We start from the raw sequence: 14,390 nt of genomic DNA, 5'->3' as shown, positions 1-14,390 counted from the left end.
AGGGGTTTGGATCACCGGAGGACGAGTTGTGGTCGTCAGCCGCCGGTCATCGCCGATATAGTCATTTCCTTCCGGACGGAGGCGCCAAGCGGTCCACTGTAGACGCTGACGAAGCCGGAAGACCCGTTCTCGATTACCACGGGTTCTGGCGTGGTCTGATCGGCCCCGCCCACTACGCTGACCGTAATGGGCATGCCGGTCAGGTTCTTGAACAGTATATTTGAGCTGGGCGTGTAAAGTTTTGTTGAATACCAGAACGGCCCGTTGTTTAATTGTCGTATGTTGTAGTTAAAATCAAAAATTGCCTTTGAGCGAGGCGGTATATCGATATCAAGTATTGCCTTATATACTTTGCTTTCGTCGGAAAGTTTTATTGACCTCGTATCTTCTATGAATGTCTTCTTTACACCTCCATCCGGGGTCAGGGATAGAACCGTAACCTCTCCCAGAAGTTCCATGTCGACCGGATCGGGCTCAACCGTGATGTCGAAATCATCGTTTCGAAACGAGACGTCTTTGAACAAGTTCTTTATATGTCGGATGTCTCTGACTTCGACTTTAAATGAATTTGTTGCCTTGTGGTAATCACTAACAGTGATTTTCGTTTCGGTTCTTTCACAGTAAGCACCGATTCTACGGATTTCTTTCTGTTTTTCTTCTATTACATCCGAGCTGGCAGTGTTGTCGTATGCGCTGAGAAGATATCTGACCAGCCGCTCGAATCCATGATCTGACGGATCGCTGCCGACTCGCTGTACGAGGTAAATGACAAGGGTGATCCCGACATAGACGAGGTTGATGCCCCAGCCGATGACGACTGCGTCCAACCAGCCAACGGCCCATCCGGGAAAGGAGGTGAAAGCCAGGGGCAGGATGATCCGGATCAAGATCAGCAGAACCTGGATAGCCGCGAAAATTGCGACGGCGCCGAAAATATAGCCAGACGGCTCCTTCCGATCGTTCCAGTTCACGTGAGCCCCCCGGTCCAACAAAAAACCCCGGCACAATACCGGGGTTTTTAGAAACTGCTTTTTAGCCGCCGCCGCCGCCGCGATGTCCGCCGCCGCCGCCTTGAATAGATTTGGACATCGCAAGTCTCCACGTGAAGGGCTGCTCACATAGGAGCACTTCGATTTGAGAACAACACAAAATCATAAATTGCTCCCTAACGAAACCCTGGCTGAGACAGCCAGGGTTTCGTCAGTTTCAGCCTGGGCTGAGCTTCTGGACCCCGGCCTGCGCCGGGGCGTTCGGGCGGGCTGAGGCCCGCCCTTCCGCTTAGAAGTCCATGCCGCCCATGCCGCCCATGCCGCCGCCCATGTCGGGGGCGCCGGAGCCGCCCTTCTTGGGAGCGTCAGCCACGGCGGCTTCGGTGGTGATCAGGATACCGGCCACGGAGGCGGCGTCCTGCAGGGCGGTGCGGACCACCTTGGCGGGGTCGATGACGCCCATGGCGACCAGGTCGCCGTACTCTTCCGTCTGGGCGTTGAAGCCGAAGGTGGGGCTGTCGTTTTCCAGCACCTTGCCGACCACGATCGAACCTTCGACGCCGGCGTTTTCCGAGATCTGACGGATCGGAGCCTGCAGGGCGCGACGGATGATCGCGATGCCGGCCGTCTGGTCGGCGTTGTCGCCGGTGACGCCCGCCAGGATCTTGGAGGCCTTCAGCAGGGCGATGCCGCCGCCGGGAACGATGCCTTCGTCAGCCGCGGCGCGCGTGGCGTTGAGGGCGTCGTCGACGCGGTCCTTCTTTTCCTTCACCTCGACTTCGGTCGAACCGCCGACGCGGAGAACCGCGACGCCGCCGGCCAGCTTGGCCAGACGTTCCTGCAGCTTTTCCTTGTCGTAGTCCGAGGTCGTGGCTTCGATCTGGGCCTTGATCTGGGCGACGCGGGCTTCGATGTCGGCCTTTTCACCCACGCCTTCGACGACGGTGGTGTCGTCCTTGGTGATGGTGACCTTCTTGGCCTTGCCGAGCATGTCGAGGGTGACGTTCTCGAGCTTGATGCCCAGGTCTTCCGAGATGACCTGGCCGCCGGTCAGGACGGCGATGTCTTCCAGCATGGCCTTGCGGCGGTCGCCGAAGCCCGGAGCCTTGACGGCGGCGACGCGCAGGCCGCCCCGCAGCTTGTTGACGACCAGGGTGGCCAGGGCCTCGCCCTCGATGTCCTCGGCGATGATCAGCAGCGGGCGACCCGACTGGACCACGGCTTCCAGGATCGGGAGCATGGCCTGCAGCGACGACAGCTTCTTCTCGAACAGCAGGATGAGGGGCTCTTCGAGTTGAACCTCCATCTTGTCGGCGTTGGTGATGAAGTAGGGCGACAGGTAGCCGCGGTCGAACTGCATGCCTTCGACGATGTCGACGGTGGTTTCGGCGGTCTTGGCTTCTTCAACGGTGATGACGCCGTCGTTGCCGACCTTGGCCATGGCTTCGGCGATCAGGGTGCCGACTTCGAGGTCGCCGTTGGCCGAGATGGTGCCGACCTGGGCGATTTCCGAGTTGTTGGAGACCGGCTTGGAGTTGGACTTGATCTCTTCGAGGACGGCGGTGACCGCCTTGTCGATGCCGCGCTTCAGATCCATCGGGTTCATGCCGGCGGCGACGGCCTTGAGGCCCTCTTGCACGATGGCCTGGGCCAGAACGGTGGCGGTGGTGGTGCCGTCGCCCGCCTTGTCGTTCGTCTTCGAAGCGACTTCGCGGATCATCTGGGCGCCCATGTTCTCGAAGGCGTCTTCCAGCTCGATTTCTTTGGCGACCGACACGCCGTCCTTGGTCGAGCGCGGAGCGCCGAAGGACTTCTGGATCACGACGTTGCGACCCTTGGGACCCAGGGTCACCTTGACGGCATTGGCGAGGACGTTGACGCCGCGCAGCATCTTGTCGCGCGCGTCGGTGTTGAACTGTACGATCTTGGCAGCCATTGAGGCAGCTCCTTATCTGGTGTTTTCGAAGAAGAAGGTCGTCGACGCGGGTGCTTAGGACAGCACGCCCAGGACGTCGGATTCCTTCATGATGATCAGGTCTTCGCCTTCCAGCTTGACCTCGGTGCCCGACCACTTGCCGAACAGGATGCGGTCGCCGGCCTTCAGCTCGAGAGCGTTGACCTTGCCGGTTTCATCGCGAACGCCGGGGCCGACGGAGACGACTTCGCCTTCCTGCGGCTTTTCCTTGGCGGTGTCGGGGATGATGATCCCGCCCTTGGTCTTGGATTCTTCTTCAACGCGCTTGACCAGCACGCGATCGCCGAGAGGACGAAACGCCATCTGCATATTCTCCGGTGAGACTTCTAATGTTTCCTCGGTAGCGCTCCGGACCGGCGTTTTGGCAGCCGGCGCCTGAGAGTGCTAACGCGCCGTGCAAGTAGGAGGGGAGGCCCGGCGGGTCAAGGCAAGGTTCGGTGACGGGGTTAAAGAATGGGGCGCTTGACGCAATGTACTTTGCAACATAAAGAACATTGCAGACGGCGATTGGCGCCGTCGACATTCGGAACGAACGACAATGAAAGCCTCTCTGATCGCCTTGGCCGCTGCTGCGGCCCTCACCGCCACTGCCGGATCGGCCTTCGCCGGAGACGTCACCGTGACCCTCACCGGCGTCCAGGCGCGCGGCGGCGAACTGCTGGTCGGGCTGCAGACCCGCAGCCAGTTCATGAAACACGAAGGCGTCTACGGCGAACGGATCTCCGATCCGGCGGCGGGAACCCGGACCTTCACCCTGCATGACGTGGCGCCGGGCGACTATTCGATCACCGCCCTGCACGACGCCGACGGTGACAAGGACATGAAGATGGTCAACGGCCGCCCGGCCGAGGGCTGGGGCATGCTGCACGGCGAGACCCTGCGCGCCGTCCCGACCTTCGATCAGGTCAAGTTCACGGTCCCCGCCTCGGGCGATCTGGCCCTGACGGTGGCGATGGAATACCCGGCCAACTGACCGGGTGTGCGACCCGGCGGTACTGCGTCGGGTCCTATGAGGGAGAGGCCGCCTTATCCCAGGCGGCCTCGACCGTCAGGCGGAACAGGCTGCGGCTGCGGTTGAAGGCGCGCTGGGACTGGACCGTCTCGCTGGCGCTTCCGGCGCGCGACAGGGCGGCCTGACCGGCGGGCCGCAGGACGTCGAGCGCGTCGGCGGGGCGGTCGGCCTTCAGCAGGACGCGGGAGAAGTCCTCAGCGCGTTCCGTGGCCTGGGGATGGCCGGGCGGCATGCGGCGTCGCGCCAGATCGATGCCCTGACGGAACCAGGGCTCGGACGCGGAAGGGCCCTCGACGGCGGCGACGGCACCGGCCAGGGCGTTGACAGTCCAGCCGATGGCCGGGTGCTCGGGCCCGATGGTCCGGGCCAGACTTTCATAGGATTTGCGCAGCAGGGGCAGGGCCTCGGTCTGCCGCCCCTGAGCCTGCAGGTCGCCCGCCAGATTTCCGATTGTGAAGCCGGTGTTGCGGGTCTCGCGACCCTCATGGGCGCGGATATCGATCACGGCCTGACGCAGAAGGGGCTCGGCCTCGGCGTAGCGGCCCTGACGGTCGAGGTTCCAACCGAGATTGGCGTTGATGACCGAGGTCTCGAACGGGTCGTCGGCGGCGACTTCGAGGCCGCGCCGATAGATGGCCTCGGCCTGAACATAGAGCTGCTGGCTGGTGCGGACCTGACCGAGGGTGTTGAGCGCCTCGGCGAGGCCCGCGCGACCGGCGGCGCCCTGTAGTTCGAAGGCGGCGATGGCGGCGTCCAGAACGGCGGCGGCCTCGTCGTAGCGGCCCTGGGCGTCCAGCGCGAGGGCGAGCTGCTGCAGGGGATTGCCGTCGTCGGGATTGCGCGTGGCGACCGCCGCCCGCAGGTCGACCAGCCCGCCCTCGAAATCCCCGGCCTCGGACTTGAGGCGGCCGCGCGTGGTCAGGGCCCAGGTCTTCATCCACGGCGAGGCGCCGCGCTCGGAAAGAGACACCGACCGCTCGGCCCAGGGCAGGCCCTGTTCGGGTCGGACGCGCACGGACCAGGTCAGGGCGACGCCGGCGGCGGCCTCGACGGCGGAATCGAGATGGCGCGGATCAGCCTCATAGAGGGTCAGGGCGGTCCGCCAGGCGGCCTCGGACTGATCCGGCTTGGCGCTTTCGAGCGCCCGGGCCTCGAGCTTCCACAGGTCGGCGAGATCGATCCCGCCGCCGCCGATGGCGCGCATCCGTTCAGTGATGGCCTGACGACGGACGTGGGCAGCCTCGTCCGTCTGCCCGGCGGCGGTCAGCATCTCGCTGAGATTATAGGCGTCGGTGGCGGCGGCGACCGAGCGCCATCCCAGCGCCTTACGATGGCCCATCCAGGCGGCGCGGTAGGCGCGGGCGGCGGTTTCCCAGTCATTGGCCGACTGGGCGGCCGAGGCGGCTTTCACATCGGCGTCGGCCTGGGTCTGGACGGCGGCGCGGTCGGGATCGCGGGCAAGGGCGGGCGAGGCCGCGAGCGCGACGATCAATCCCAGAGCTGCCCCCATCCCCTTCATGATCTCATCCTGAACCCGAAGGGCGGCGACGTCGCCTGACGATTCCCGTTCGCCGAGATGTCAGGGCGCTGCAGAGGCCAGACGCCAGTCGGCCTGGACCCTTTGTTCGAACAGCGGGCCGGCGCCCCTGATGCTGGTGCGCCAGTCGCGGCCGCCCGAAGCGTGACCCACCAGGGTTCCCAGCGAGCCGCGCAGTTCGGCGAGGGCGTCGCCCGGGCGGTTCTGATCCAGCAGGAAGCCGGCGTAGAGGCCCGACTGATCGAGCCCGATCGGATGGGCGGCGGCGAGGCGGGTGGCGGCGATGGTGCGGCCGCGCAGGAACAGGGCTTCCGCCTCCGCCGGGCGGTTCAGGGCGGCGAGGGTGCGGCCATAGCCGCCGAGGGTCTCGACCAGATCGGGGCTGTCGAGACCGAGGCCTGCCTCCTGGGCGTGGAGGCCGGCTGCGAACTCGGGTTCGGCCTCGGCGGGGCGGTTCTGGTCCAGCAGGCTGAAGCCGATGTTGGCGCGCACCGCGCCGACGAAGGGATGATCGGGTCCGACGAGGGCCACGGCGAGGTCGAGGGCGCGGCGGAACTGGATCTCGGCCTTCTTCCCATCGCCCTGCGTATGCAGGAACCAGCCGTAGTTGGTCAGGCACTGGGCCAGCAGGACCTTGTCGCCCGAGACCTCAGCGACCGAGACGGCGCGGCGATAGAGGGGGGCCGCCTCGCGGGCCCGGCCGGTGCGGCGCAGCGAATTGCCGAGGTTGGACAGGACGATGGCCAGGTGGAAGTCCTTGGGGCCGTGCAGCACCTCATACATGCCCAGCACCTGACGATAGGCGGGGTCGGCCTCGGCGTGGCGGCCCTGGGCGGTCAGGGTGTTGGCGTAGAGGTTGAGGCTGTCGGCGGTCTTTTCCTGCACGGGACCGAGCACGGCGCGGCGCAGGTCGTAGGACTGGCGGGCCGCGACCTCGGCCTCCTCGTTGCGGCCCTGGGCGTCATAGGCCTTGGCCCGGTCGTAGATGAGGGTGGCGATCTCGGCGGCGTCGGGGGCGTCCGCGTCTGATGTGGTGCGGCCCGCACGGCGCAGGGCCAGGGCGCGGTCGAGGTCGGCGTGGGCGGACGGATAGTCGCCGGCGTCGATCTTCAGCCGCGCGCGCGAGCCGAGCGGACGGGCGAGGCGAACGTCGTCAGACCCGTAGGCTTTTTCGACCACGGCGACAGCGGCGTCCAAGGCCTCCAGCGCGCCCTTGAGGTCGTCGGCGGCGTAGCGGGTCGAGGCGAGAGTGATCAGGGCCTCGGAGGCCTCGACCGGATCGACATGGAGGGGGAGGAGACCGGGGACGTCCGTCGGGCTGATCTCCGACCGGGCCGAGATGCGCACGTCGGCGGGAGGGGGCGGAGCAGCGGCGGCAGGAGGAGGCGGTGGAGGCGGTGGGGGCTCCGCGACCATCGGGGGCGGCGGAGGGGACGGCGCCGGCATGCGGGACGCGGGAGGATTGATGGCGCATCCCGCGACCACGAGGCACGCCAACACCCCGAATACGCTACGCCTGCGGATCATCACGCCCCCTTTGAATTCCAACGGTATGCGGCTCACGGGCGGGGGACAAGATCGGTCGGGCGCGGCTTTACGAAGCTGAACCGAAAATGAATGCGCCGAACCCGGGTCGTTCAGAAGCGAAGTCGTAGAAAGGCATCATCAAGTCGGCATCCGCCGGCCCAACATCTTGCAAGGAGACGCACCATGATGAAGTTCAAGTTCGCCGCCGCCGCTGCGGCTCCCGTTCTGGCCCTGAGCCTGCTGGCCGGTTCGGCTGATGCGCAAAGCTATCGCGACCGCGATCATCGCGAAGACAACACCGCCAAGAACGCCCTGGTCGGCGCCGCCATCGGCGGCATCGCGGGCGCCATCCTCGGCAACGGCGACGGCCGCTATGTCGCCGGCGGGGCCCTGGCGGGCGCCGCGGTGGGCGCGGCTTCCTCGAACTCGCGTGACGACCGCAACTATCGTGGCGGCTACGGCTACAGCTACGATCGGGGTCCGGACTGCGGCTATTTCCGCGACGGCCGCTGCTATCGCAACCAAGGTCACTGGGAGCGTGAGCACGGCATCAACAGCCGCGACTACGACCGCGGTCGCTATGACCGCCGCGACTATCGCTACGACCGTCGCTGGTAAGGCGCGGACGTCAGCAAGGGCGGGGAACGGGCGCTTCGGCGCCCGTTTTCGCGTCTGGGGCCTAGCGGATCAGACGGGTCAGCAGGCCTGCCGTCGAGGGATCGAGATCGGCCGAGGGACCGCCCGCCGACACGTCCTTGAGGATGGCCTTGGCCAGGACCTTGCCCAGTTCCACGCCCCACTGGTCGAAGGAGTTGATATCCCAGACCACGCCCTCGACGAAGGTCTTGTGCTCATAGAGGGCCAGCAGGGCGCCCAGCGTTTCGGGCGTCAGCCGCTCCATGACGATGGCCGTCGAGGGGCGGTTTCCGGGGAAGGTCTTGTGTGTGGCCAGACGGTCGGCCTCGGCGGCGTTCGCACCCGAGGCCAGCAGTTCGGCGCGGGCCTGTTCCGTCGTCTTGCCCAGCATCAGGGCCTGGCCCTGGGCGAGGGCGTTGGACCAGAGGGGGGATTCCGGGGCGTCCGCATGCGTCTTCGCCACGATGACGAACTCGGCCGGGACGACCTGCGGGCCCTGATGGATCTGCTGGAAGAAGGCGTGCTGGCCGTTGGTGCCGGGCTCGCCGAAGACGACGGGGCAGGTCTGGCGCGTGACGGGCGAACCGTCGCGATGCACCCGCTTGCCGTTCGATTCCATCTCCAGCTGCTGCAGGAAGGCGGGCAGGCGACGCAGGGCGTGGGCGTAGGGCGCGACGGTGCGGGCCGGGCGGTTGAGGCCGTCGACGTTCCAGATCTGGGCGAGGGCCAGAAGGACGGGGGCGTTCTTTTCCAGCGGGGCCGAGACGAAGTGATCGTCCATGGCAGCGGCGCCAGCCAGCATGGCCTCGAAGACGTCGGGACCCAGGGCGATGATGCAGCTCAGGCTGACCGCCGACCACAGGGAGTAACGGCCGCCGACCCAGTCCCGGAAGGCGAAGGTGCGGGCGCAGCCGAAGGCGACGGCCTTTTCCGGGGCGGCGGTGACGCCGATGAAATGCTTGTCGCGTCCGGCTTCCGGCAGGCCGGCGGCCAGCCAGGCCTTGGCGGCTTCGGCGTTGGCGAGGGTTTCCTGGGTGGTGAAGGTCTTCGACACGACGACCACGAGGGTGGTTTCGGGATCGAGGCCGGTCAGGGCCTCGGCCATGTCGCGGGGGTCGATATTGGCGACGAAGCGCAGGTCGATCGACGGATCGAGCGGGCGCAGGGCGTCCCAGACCACACGCGGACCGAGGTCCGAGCCGCCGATGCCGATGTGGACGATGGCGGTGAAGGGCTTGCCCGTCGCGCCCGTCTCGGCGCCGGAGCGGACGGCGGTCGCATAGGCGGCCATGTCGGCGCGGACGGCGTCGACCTCGGCCGAGACGGCTTCGCCGAGGGCGATGAAGTTCGAACCCTTCCCGGCGCGCAGGGCGGGATGGAGGACGGCGCGGCCTTCGGTGAAGTTGATGGCCTCGCCGCCGAACAGGCGCGTGCGGGCGGCCTCGACCCCGGCCGAGCGGGCCAGATCGAGGCAGGTCTCGAAGCCCTCGCGGGTCCAGGCCTGTTTCGACAGATCGAGATAGAGGCCGGCGGCCTCGACGCCCATCCGTCCAACCCGGTCGGGGTCAGCGGTGAACTGATCGACGATGCGGGCCTCGGCGTCGCGGGCGGCGGCGGCGTCAAACGCGGTCCAGTCGGTCATGGTAAACGTTTCCTGTCGATCTCAAGGTGTCGTTTACGGGTCAGGCGTAAGCCGGTTCAACGGTTATTCCGGTCCTGATTCCTGAATTGATCCGGCGGAGAAGTTTCGATGTCCTGTGGTCTCGCCCTGAGCCTCGCCCTGATGATGAGCGACCCCAATGTGGCGGTCGCCGCAGCCCAGCCCCATGCGGTGGCGGGCGCCCCGGTCTCGGTCGCCGGCGAGCCCCTGTTCGTCGACATCGTCAGCCAGTCGACCTCGCTGAAGGCCGTGGTCGACGCCTGGGCCGCGGCAAAGGCCGCGGACGCCGCAGGCTTCCTGACCGGCGCCGACTTCACCGGCTTCAAGGACCGCGCCGCCCATCTGTCCCAGACCGATATGCAGGGCCATCTGATCCTCAAGGAGCGGGGCACGGACGGCGACCTGAAATGCATCCTGCGCGGCATTTCCGAGGACATCCCGAAGAAGATCGCCGCCGTCGAGGCCGCGACCACGCCGGAAGCCCGGGCCGTCGCCCTGTCGGAGCTGTCCTATCTGCTCAACGACAATGTCGAGGTGATCACCTCGCCGCCGCAGCCGGAAGTCTGAGACCCCTTCGGTCCGGGGTCGGTCAAACGACCCGATTGGCGCAGGGAGCAAAACGCGCTTGAGTGGGGGCAGGCCGCGTCGAGAGCGGTCGCGGCCGCAGTGAGCCCCATGCCCAGGAAGTTTCTGGTTGTCGTCGACGACAGCCCCGAGTTCGACGCCGCCCTGCGCTATGCCTCGCGCCGGGCCCGTTCGACCGGCGGCCGGGTCGCGCTTCTGGCCGTCATTCCCGACAGTTCCGACGAGCACTGGGCCGGGGTGCGCGAGGAGATCCAGCGCCAGCAGAGGGCCGAGGCCGAGGCCCTGCTGACCCGTCTGGGCGCCGAGGCCGCCGAACGTTCGGGCGCCCAACCCCTGTTCATCATCGAGACCGGCGACGCCCAGGCGGCGATCCGCAAGACCGTCGGCGACGATCCGGAGATCAAGATTCTCGTCCTGGCTTCGGCCGGGGGCGGCAAGTCGGCGGGACCTCTGGTTTCGGCGGTGCTCAAGCACGGCGCGGCCTTCACGGGCAGGAAGCTGCCGGTGACCATCGTGCCGGGCGAGCTGACCGACGCCGAGATCGAGGATCTGGCGTGACGGGGGTTCAGGGGCCGGTGATCGAGACGGCGCGGCTGATCCTGCGCCCCATGGCGATGAGCGATTTCGAGCGCTGGTGCGATTTCCAGTCCGATGCTGAGACGACGCGCTTCATCGGCGGGCCGAAGACGGCCTCCGAGACCTGGCGGATCGTGATGGCGTGCGCCGGGGCGTGGAGCCTGACGGGAGCCTGCTTCTTTTCGGTGATCGAAAAGGAGACCGGGCAGTGGGTCGGCCGGATCGGCCCGTGGTTTCCGCATCAGTGGCCGGGGACCGAGATCGGCTGGAGCCTGCATCGCGACGCCACGGGCAAGGGCTATGCGCTGGAGGCGGCCGTGGCCTCGATGGACTATGCCGTCGACGTTCTGGGCTGGACGGATCTCATCCACACCATCGCTCCGGACAATGTGGCTTCGGCGAAACTGGCGGAACGGCTGGGATCGACCAATCGGGGGCCGGGCCAGTTGCCGCCGCCATCAGACGCCTATCGCGTCGATATCTGGGGTCAGACGGCGACCGAATGGCGCGAGAACCGCAAGCGGTTCGTCTGAGGTCTTTCGTCTGATGGGCGCCGGTTGAAACCGGAACGGACCCGGAACATAATGGGCAAGTGAGCGCCCTTCTCGATATCGAACTCGTCTTCAGCCGGCCCGAGACCACGCTTTCCGTGACGCGCGGGGCGGCGCGTCTGCTGATCGACATGGGCTATGCGCCGCTGCTGGAGGTCTGCCTGCCCAATGGACGGCGCGCCGATGTCATGGCGATCGGGAGGAAGGGCGACATCGTCATCTGCGAGGTGAAGTCCGGCATCGAGGACTATCGCGTCGACCGCAAATGGCCGGAGTACGCCCCCTTCTGCGACGCCTTCTTCTTCGCCGTCGCCCCGGAGTTCCCGGAAGGCGTCCTGCCGGATGAGCCCGGTCTGATCGTCGCCGATGCCTTCGGCGGGGCGGTGGTCAGGGACGCGCCGGTGCTGGCGCTGGCGCCTGCGCGTCGCAAAGCGCTGACGCTGGCGTTTGCTCGGCTCGGGGCGATGCGAACGCTGAGGGAGTAGACCCTAGCGCGGCGCGCGCTTGGCCAGGATGCGCTGCAGGGTCCGGCGGTGCATGCCCAGGCGGCGGGCAGTCTCCGAGACGTTGTGGTCACAGAGCTCATAGACGCGCTGGATGTGTTCCCAGCGCACCCGGTCGGCGCTCATCGGGTTTTCGGGCGGCTCGGGCGAGGCGTCGCCGATGGCCAGCAGGGCCTTGACCACATCGTCGGCGTCGGCGGGCTTGGACAGATAGTCGACCGCCCCGGCCTTGACCGCCGCGACCGCCGTGGCGATGGCGCCGTAGCCGGTCAGCATGACGATGCGGGCGTCCTCGCGGCGCTCGCGGATCGCCTCGACGATCTTCAGGCCGTTGCCGTCCTCCAGCCGCATGTCGAGCACGGCATAGGCGGGAAGCGAGGTCTTCAGCGCATCGGTCGCCTCGGCCAGGGATCCGGCCGTGGTGACGTCGAAGCCGCGCGATTCCAGCGCCCGCCCCATCCGGGTGCGCAGGGCCTGATCGTCGTCGAGCAGAAGAAGGGTTTTATCGTGAAGCGCGGCGACGCGGTCCTCGATGCCTGACATTTCAAGAGTCTCCATGGGCCTCAAGTCGCGGTCCAGACCGTTCGGGTCAAGACATGCGCGGCGTTTGGTCGCGACCGAGGAAGCGCCTGTAATCAGGCGATTTCAAGCGCGGATCGGGGCCAGCGCACGGTGACCCGGGCGCCGCGATGGCCGATCGGGCCGTCACCTGCGCCGACCGTGACCCGGCCGCCGGTCCGCTCCAGCAGGGTGCGGGCGATGAAGAAGCCCAGCCCCATCCCGCCCTGGCTGGGGATGACCGCCTCGGTCGAGGGCAGGGGCGGGAAGGGCGGCGGAGGCGGTGAAGCGTCCTTGCGGCGACCCAGCGCGACGCCCAGACCCACCCGCGCCGGTCGGGCGGCGGCGCGCAGCTGGGCGGCCAGGGCCCGGCGCGCCTTGCCGTGCGGGCGGCTGGTCACATAGGGCTCGCCGAGGCGCGGCAGGATGTCTGGGGCGAAGCCGGGGCCGTCGTCCAGCACCTCGACCACGATCCAGTCCTCATCGACATTGGCCGAGACCCGCACGGCCGAGGCGGCGAAATCGGCGGCGTTCTCGACCAGGGCCGACAGGCCGTGGACCACCTCGGGCAGGCGCTTCACCTGCGGAGCGGGCTGGCCGTCGGCGGCGGTGGTCGCGATGGTGATGTCGAGGTCGAAGCCCAGATGCGGATCGACGACCTCATTGAGCAGGGCCTTGAGGCCCACCTCCGTATAAAGGGGATCGCCGTCCTCGGGCCGCTGGGACAAGCGGGTCAGGATCTCGCGGCAGCGGTCGGCCTGTTGCAGCAGCAGGGCGGCGTCCTCGGCCTCGGGGCTGTCGGCGGGGGCGCCGCGCAGCATCTCCTTGGCCACGACCTGGATGGTGGCGAGCGGCGTGCCCAGCTCGTGCGCTGCCGCCGCGGCCAGACCGCCGAGCGCGGCAAGACGCTGCTCGCGTTGCAGCACGTCCTGGGTGGTGGCCAGCGCCAGCTCCAGCTTCTCGGCGTCCGCCGCGACCCGCCAGGCATAGGCGGAGGTAAAGACCACCCCGGTGGTCAGAGCCATGGCCAGGCCGATCCGGTAGAGGAGGGGCAGGATCAGCTCTGTGCCCGACTGCCAGGGCAGGGGCAGGGACCATTTGAACAGGACGCCTGTGGCAATCAGGACCAGAAAGCCGAGGCCGATGGCCTGACGGCCCGGAAGCGACGCCGCCGCCACTGTCACCGGCGCGACCAGTAGCAGGCAGAAGGGGTTCTCCAGCCCGCCGGTCAAGCCCAGCAAGGTCGAGAGCTGGAGGATGTCGAAGCCGAGGTGCAGCGCCGTCTGGCGGCCGTCGGGCAGGCGGTTGTCGGTGCGCCGGAGGTGCAGCAGGGCCGCCAGATTGACCGCCGCCCCCGCCGCTATGGTCGCGACGCAGGGCCAGACCGCCAGCGGGAAATGCAGCAGCTCATGCGCCACCCAGATGGTCGCGGCCTGACCCATGAGAGCCAGCCAACGCAGGATGATCAGAGTGCGCAGGGTCAGGCCGCGGCCGCGCCGGGGCAGGTCGCGCCAGTGGTCGGCGGGGCCCTCGCCGCCCAGCAGGGGGGGCTGCGACGTCATAGCGGAGGAAGAGGCGGTTTCACGGATGTCCACGGCCGTTCTATAGACCGCTCGCGGCCGTCTGTCGGCAGCGCCGGGAAAGACCAAATGCCACGCCGTTCCATCCTGCTGTTCGCCGCCGCCTGTTTCATCATCGCCGCCTCACTGGCCGCCGTCACCGTGGTGGTGGTCACCGGACGCGAGCGCGGCGTCACGGCGGAGGCCTCATCGACGGGCCAACCGGCCGTCGGCGGGCCTTTCCAGCTGGTCAATCAGGACGGCCAGACGGTCGACCAGACGATGTTGAACGGCAAATGGACCCTGGTCTTCTTTGGCTTCACCTACTGCCCCGACTACTGCCCCACGACCCTGACCGGGCTGGCGGCGACGAAGAAACAGATGGGCGACAAGGCGAAGGACCTGCAGATCGCTTTCGTCAGCGTCGACCCGGCGCGCGACACGCCGAAAGCCCTGAAGGACTATCTGGAATCCGACGGCTTCCCCGAGGGCGTCGTCGGCCTGACCGGGACGCCGGAGCAGATCGCCGCCGTGGCGAAGGAATACCGCGCCTATTACCAGAAGGTCGGCGAGGGCGAGACCTACACCATGAACCACACCCTGACTGTCTATCTGATGGGGCCGGACGGCAAGTTCCGCGCGCCTCTGGCCTATGATCTGGGGCCGCAGAAATCGGCCCAGCTGATCGAGCGGGTGATGGCGCGGGGCTGAGGCCCTCCCCC

The 14,390-nt window shown here is 67.3% G+C and carries 15 protein-coding genes; 7 read left to right on the top strand and 8 right to left on the bottom strand.

Annotated features, from left to right (window positions below; translation table 11 throughout):
- Window positions 1–35: 35 nt before the first annotated feature.
- From AC07U0_RS05035 to groES, 3 genes are all read right to left on the bottom strand, one after another.
- Window positions 36–1,118: a hypothetical protein gene (locus AC07U0_RS05035; protein WP_494718917.1), complete on the bottom strand. Its 1,083-nt coding sequence runs from the start codon at window positions 1,116–1,118 to the stop codon at window positions 36–38.
- Between the two features lie 160 nt (window positions 1,119–1,278).
- Window positions 1,279–2,925, bottom strand: coding sequence for a chaperonin GroEL (groL, locus tag AC07U0_RS05030; protein ID WP_494718916.1), 1,647 nt, complete (start codon window positions 2,923–2,925; stop codon window positions 1,279–1,281).
- 54 nt (window positions 2,926–2,979) lie between these two features.
- Window positions 2,980–3,267, bottom strand: a complete 288-nt coding sequence (groES, locus tag AC07U0_RS05025) for a co-chaperone GroES (protein WP_492034640.1) — start codon at window positions 3,265–3,267, stop codon at window positions 2,980–2,982.
- 235 nt (window positions 3,268–3,502) lie between these two features.
- On the opposite strand from groES, the gene AC07U0_RS05020 reads away from it, so the two are divergent.
- Complete coding sequence (locus AC07U0_RS05020) at window positions 3,503–3,937, top strand: DUF2141 domain-containing protein (RefSeq protein WP_494718915.1); 435 nt, start codon at window positions 3,503–3,505, stop codon at window positions 3,935–3,937.
- 34 nt (window positions 3,938–3,971) lie between these two features.
- Here AC07U0_RS05020 and AC07U0_RS05015 read toward each other — a convergent pair whose 3' ends face one another.
- The gene (locus AC07U0_RS05015; RefSeq protein ID WP_494718914.1) at window positions 3,972–5,486 is read right to left on the bottom strand and encodes a tetratricopeptide repeat protein; all 1,515 of its coding nucleotides are present in this window, start codon (window positions 5,484–5,486) and stop codon (window positions 3,972–3,974) included.
- Window positions 5,487–5,555: 69 nt separating this feature from the next.
- Complete coding sequence (locus AC07U0_RS05010; protein ID WP_494718913.1) at window positions 5,556–6,959, bottom strand: tetratricopeptide repeat protein; 1,404 nt, start codon at window positions 6,957–6,959, stop codon at window positions 5,556–5,558.
- 264 nt (window positions 6,960–7,223) lie between these two features.
- Here AC07U0_RS05010 and AC07U0_RS05005 point away from each other — a divergent pair, with 264 nt between their 5' ends.
- Window positions 7,224–7,658 carry a YMGG-like glycine zipper-containing protein gene (locus AC07U0_RS05005; RefSeq protein ID WP_494718912.1) on the top strand — a complete coding sequence of 145 codons (435 nt, stop codon included), beginning with the start codon at window positions 7,224–7,226 and terminating at the stop codon, window positions 7,656–7,658.
- 61 nt (window positions 7,659–7,719) lie between these two features.
- On the opposite strand, the gene pgi is transcribed toward AC07U0_RS05005, so the two are convergent.
- A complete protein-coding gene (gene pgi / locus AC07U0_RS05000; RefSeq protein WP_494718911.1) occupies window positions 7,720–9,318 on the bottom strand; it encodes a glucose-6-phosphate isomerase in 1,599 nt (532 codons plus the stop codon).
- A 108-nt stretch (window positions 9,319–9,426) separates the two neighbouring features.
- Here pgi and AC07U0_RS04995 point away from each other — a divergent pair, with 108 nt between their 5' ends.
- The 4 genes from AC07U0_RS04995 to mmcB all read left to right on the top strand — a co-directional run bounded on the left by AC07U0_RS04995 (window position 9,427) and on the right by mmcB (window position 11,533).
- Window positions 9,427–9,903, top strand: coding sequence for a hypothetical protein (locus tag AC07U0_RS04995; protein ID WP_494718910.1), 477 nt, complete (start codon window positions 9,427–9,429; stop codon window positions 9,901–9,903).
- Between the two features lie 108 nt (window positions 9,904–10,011).
- The gene (locus AC07U0_RS04990; RefSeq protein ID WP_494718909.1) at window positions 10,012–10,479 is read left to right on the top strand and encodes a universal stress protein; all 468 of its coding nucleotides are present in this window, start codon (window positions 10,012–10,014) and stop codon (window positions 10,477–10,479) included.
- Window positions 10,476–11,030, top strand: a complete 555-nt coding sequence (locus tag AC07U0_RS04985; protein ID WP_494718908.1) for a GNAT family N-acetyltransferase — start codon at window positions 10,476–10,478, stop codon at window positions 11,028–11,030. Before AC07U0_RS04990 ends, AC07U0_RS04985 begins: the two co-directional genes overlap by 4 nt.
- 77 nt (window positions 11,031–11,107) lie before the next feature.
- On the top strand, window positions 11,108–11,533 hold the full coding sequence (mmcB, locus tag AC07U0_RS04980) for a DNA repair putative endonuclease MmcB (RefSeq protein WP_494719190.1): 426 nt from the start codon (window positions 11,108–11,110) through the stop codon (window positions 11,531–11,533).
- A gap of 3 nt (window positions 11,534–11,536) precedes the next feature.
- On the opposite strand, the gene AC07U0_RS04975 is transcribed toward mmcB, so the two are convergent.
- A complete protein-coding gene (locus tag AC07U0_RS04975; RefSeq protein WP_494718907.1) occupies window positions 11,537–12,094 on the bottom strand; it encodes an ActR/PrrA/RegA family redox response regulator transcription factor in 558 nt (185 codons plus the stop codon).
- A 92-nt stretch (window positions 12,095–12,186) separates the two neighbouring features.
- A complete protein-coding gene (locus AC07U0_RS04970; protein WP_494718906.1) occupies window positions 12,187–13,671 on the bottom strand; it encodes an ActS/PrrB/RegB family redox-sensitive histidine kinase in 1,485 nt (494 codons plus the stop codon).
- Window positions 13,672–13,758: 87 nt separating this feature from the next.
- Between AC07U0_RS04970 and AC07U0_RS04965 the strand changes: the two genes are divergently transcribed.
- Entirely contained in the window at window positions 13,759–14,379 is a 621-nt protein-coding gene (locus tag AC07U0_RS04965; protein WP_494718905.1) for an SCO family protein, read from the top strand.
- Window positions 14,380–14,390: the final 11 nt, after the last annotated feature.

It is taken from the genome of Brevundimonas sp. GW821-FHT02A10, from assembly GCF_059422025.1.
Note: the sequence above shows the minus strand (reverse complement) of the source record. Positions and strands in the feature narration are given on the sequence as shown.

Bases quoted from the DNA above. Each gene is read 5' to 3' on its own strand.
- groL (WP_494718916.1), bottom strand. From the start codon at position 2,925: ATGGCTGCCAAGATCGTACAGTTCAACACCGACGCGCGCGACAAGATG.
- groES (WP_492034640.1), bottom strand. From the start codon at position 3,267: ATGGCGTTTCGTCCTCTCGGCGATCGCGTGCTGGTCAAGCGCGTTGAA.
- pgi (WP_494718911.1), bottom strand. From the start codon at position 9,318: ATGACCGACTGGACCGCGTTTGACGCCGCCGCCGCCCGCGACGCCGAG.
- AC07U0_RS05010 (WP_494718913.1), bottom strand. From the start codon at position 6,959: ATGCCGGCGCCGTCCCCTCCGCCGCCCCCGATGGTCGCGGAGCCCCCA.
- AC07U0_RS04995 (WP_494718910.1), top strand. From the start codon at position 9,427: ATGTCCTGTGGTCTCGCCCTGAGCCTCGCCCTGATGATGAGCGACCCC.
- AC07U0_RS04975 (WP_494718907.1), bottom strand. From the start codon at position 12,094: ATGTCAGGCATCGAGGACCGCGTCGCCGCGCTTCACGATAAAACCCTT.
- AC07U0_RS04990 (WP_494718909.1), top strand. From the start codon at position 10,012: ATGCCCAGGAAGTTTCTGGTTGTCGTCGACGACAGCCCCGAGTTCGAC.
- AC07U0_RS05015 (WP_494718914.1), bottom strand. From the start codon at position 5,486: ATGGGGGCAGCTCTGGGATTGATCGTCGCGCTCGCGGCCTCGCCCGCC.
- AC07U0_RS04965 (WP_494718905.1), top strand. From the start codon at position 13,759: ATGCCACGCCGTTCCATCCTGCTGTTCGCCGCCGCCTGTTTCATCATC.
- AC07U0_RS04970 (WP_494718906.1), bottom strand. From the start codon at position 13,671: ATGACGTCGCAGCCCCCCCTGCTGGGCGGCGAGGGCCCCGCCGACCAC.
- AC07U0_RS05020 (WP_494718915.1), top strand. From the start codon at position 3,503: ATGAAAGCCTCTCTGATCGCCTTGGCCGCTGCTGCGGCCCTCACCGCC.
- AC07U0_RS05005 (WP_494718912.1), top strand. From the start codon at position 7,224: ATGATGAAGTTCAAGTTCGCCGCCGCCGCTGCGGCTCCCGTTCTGGCC.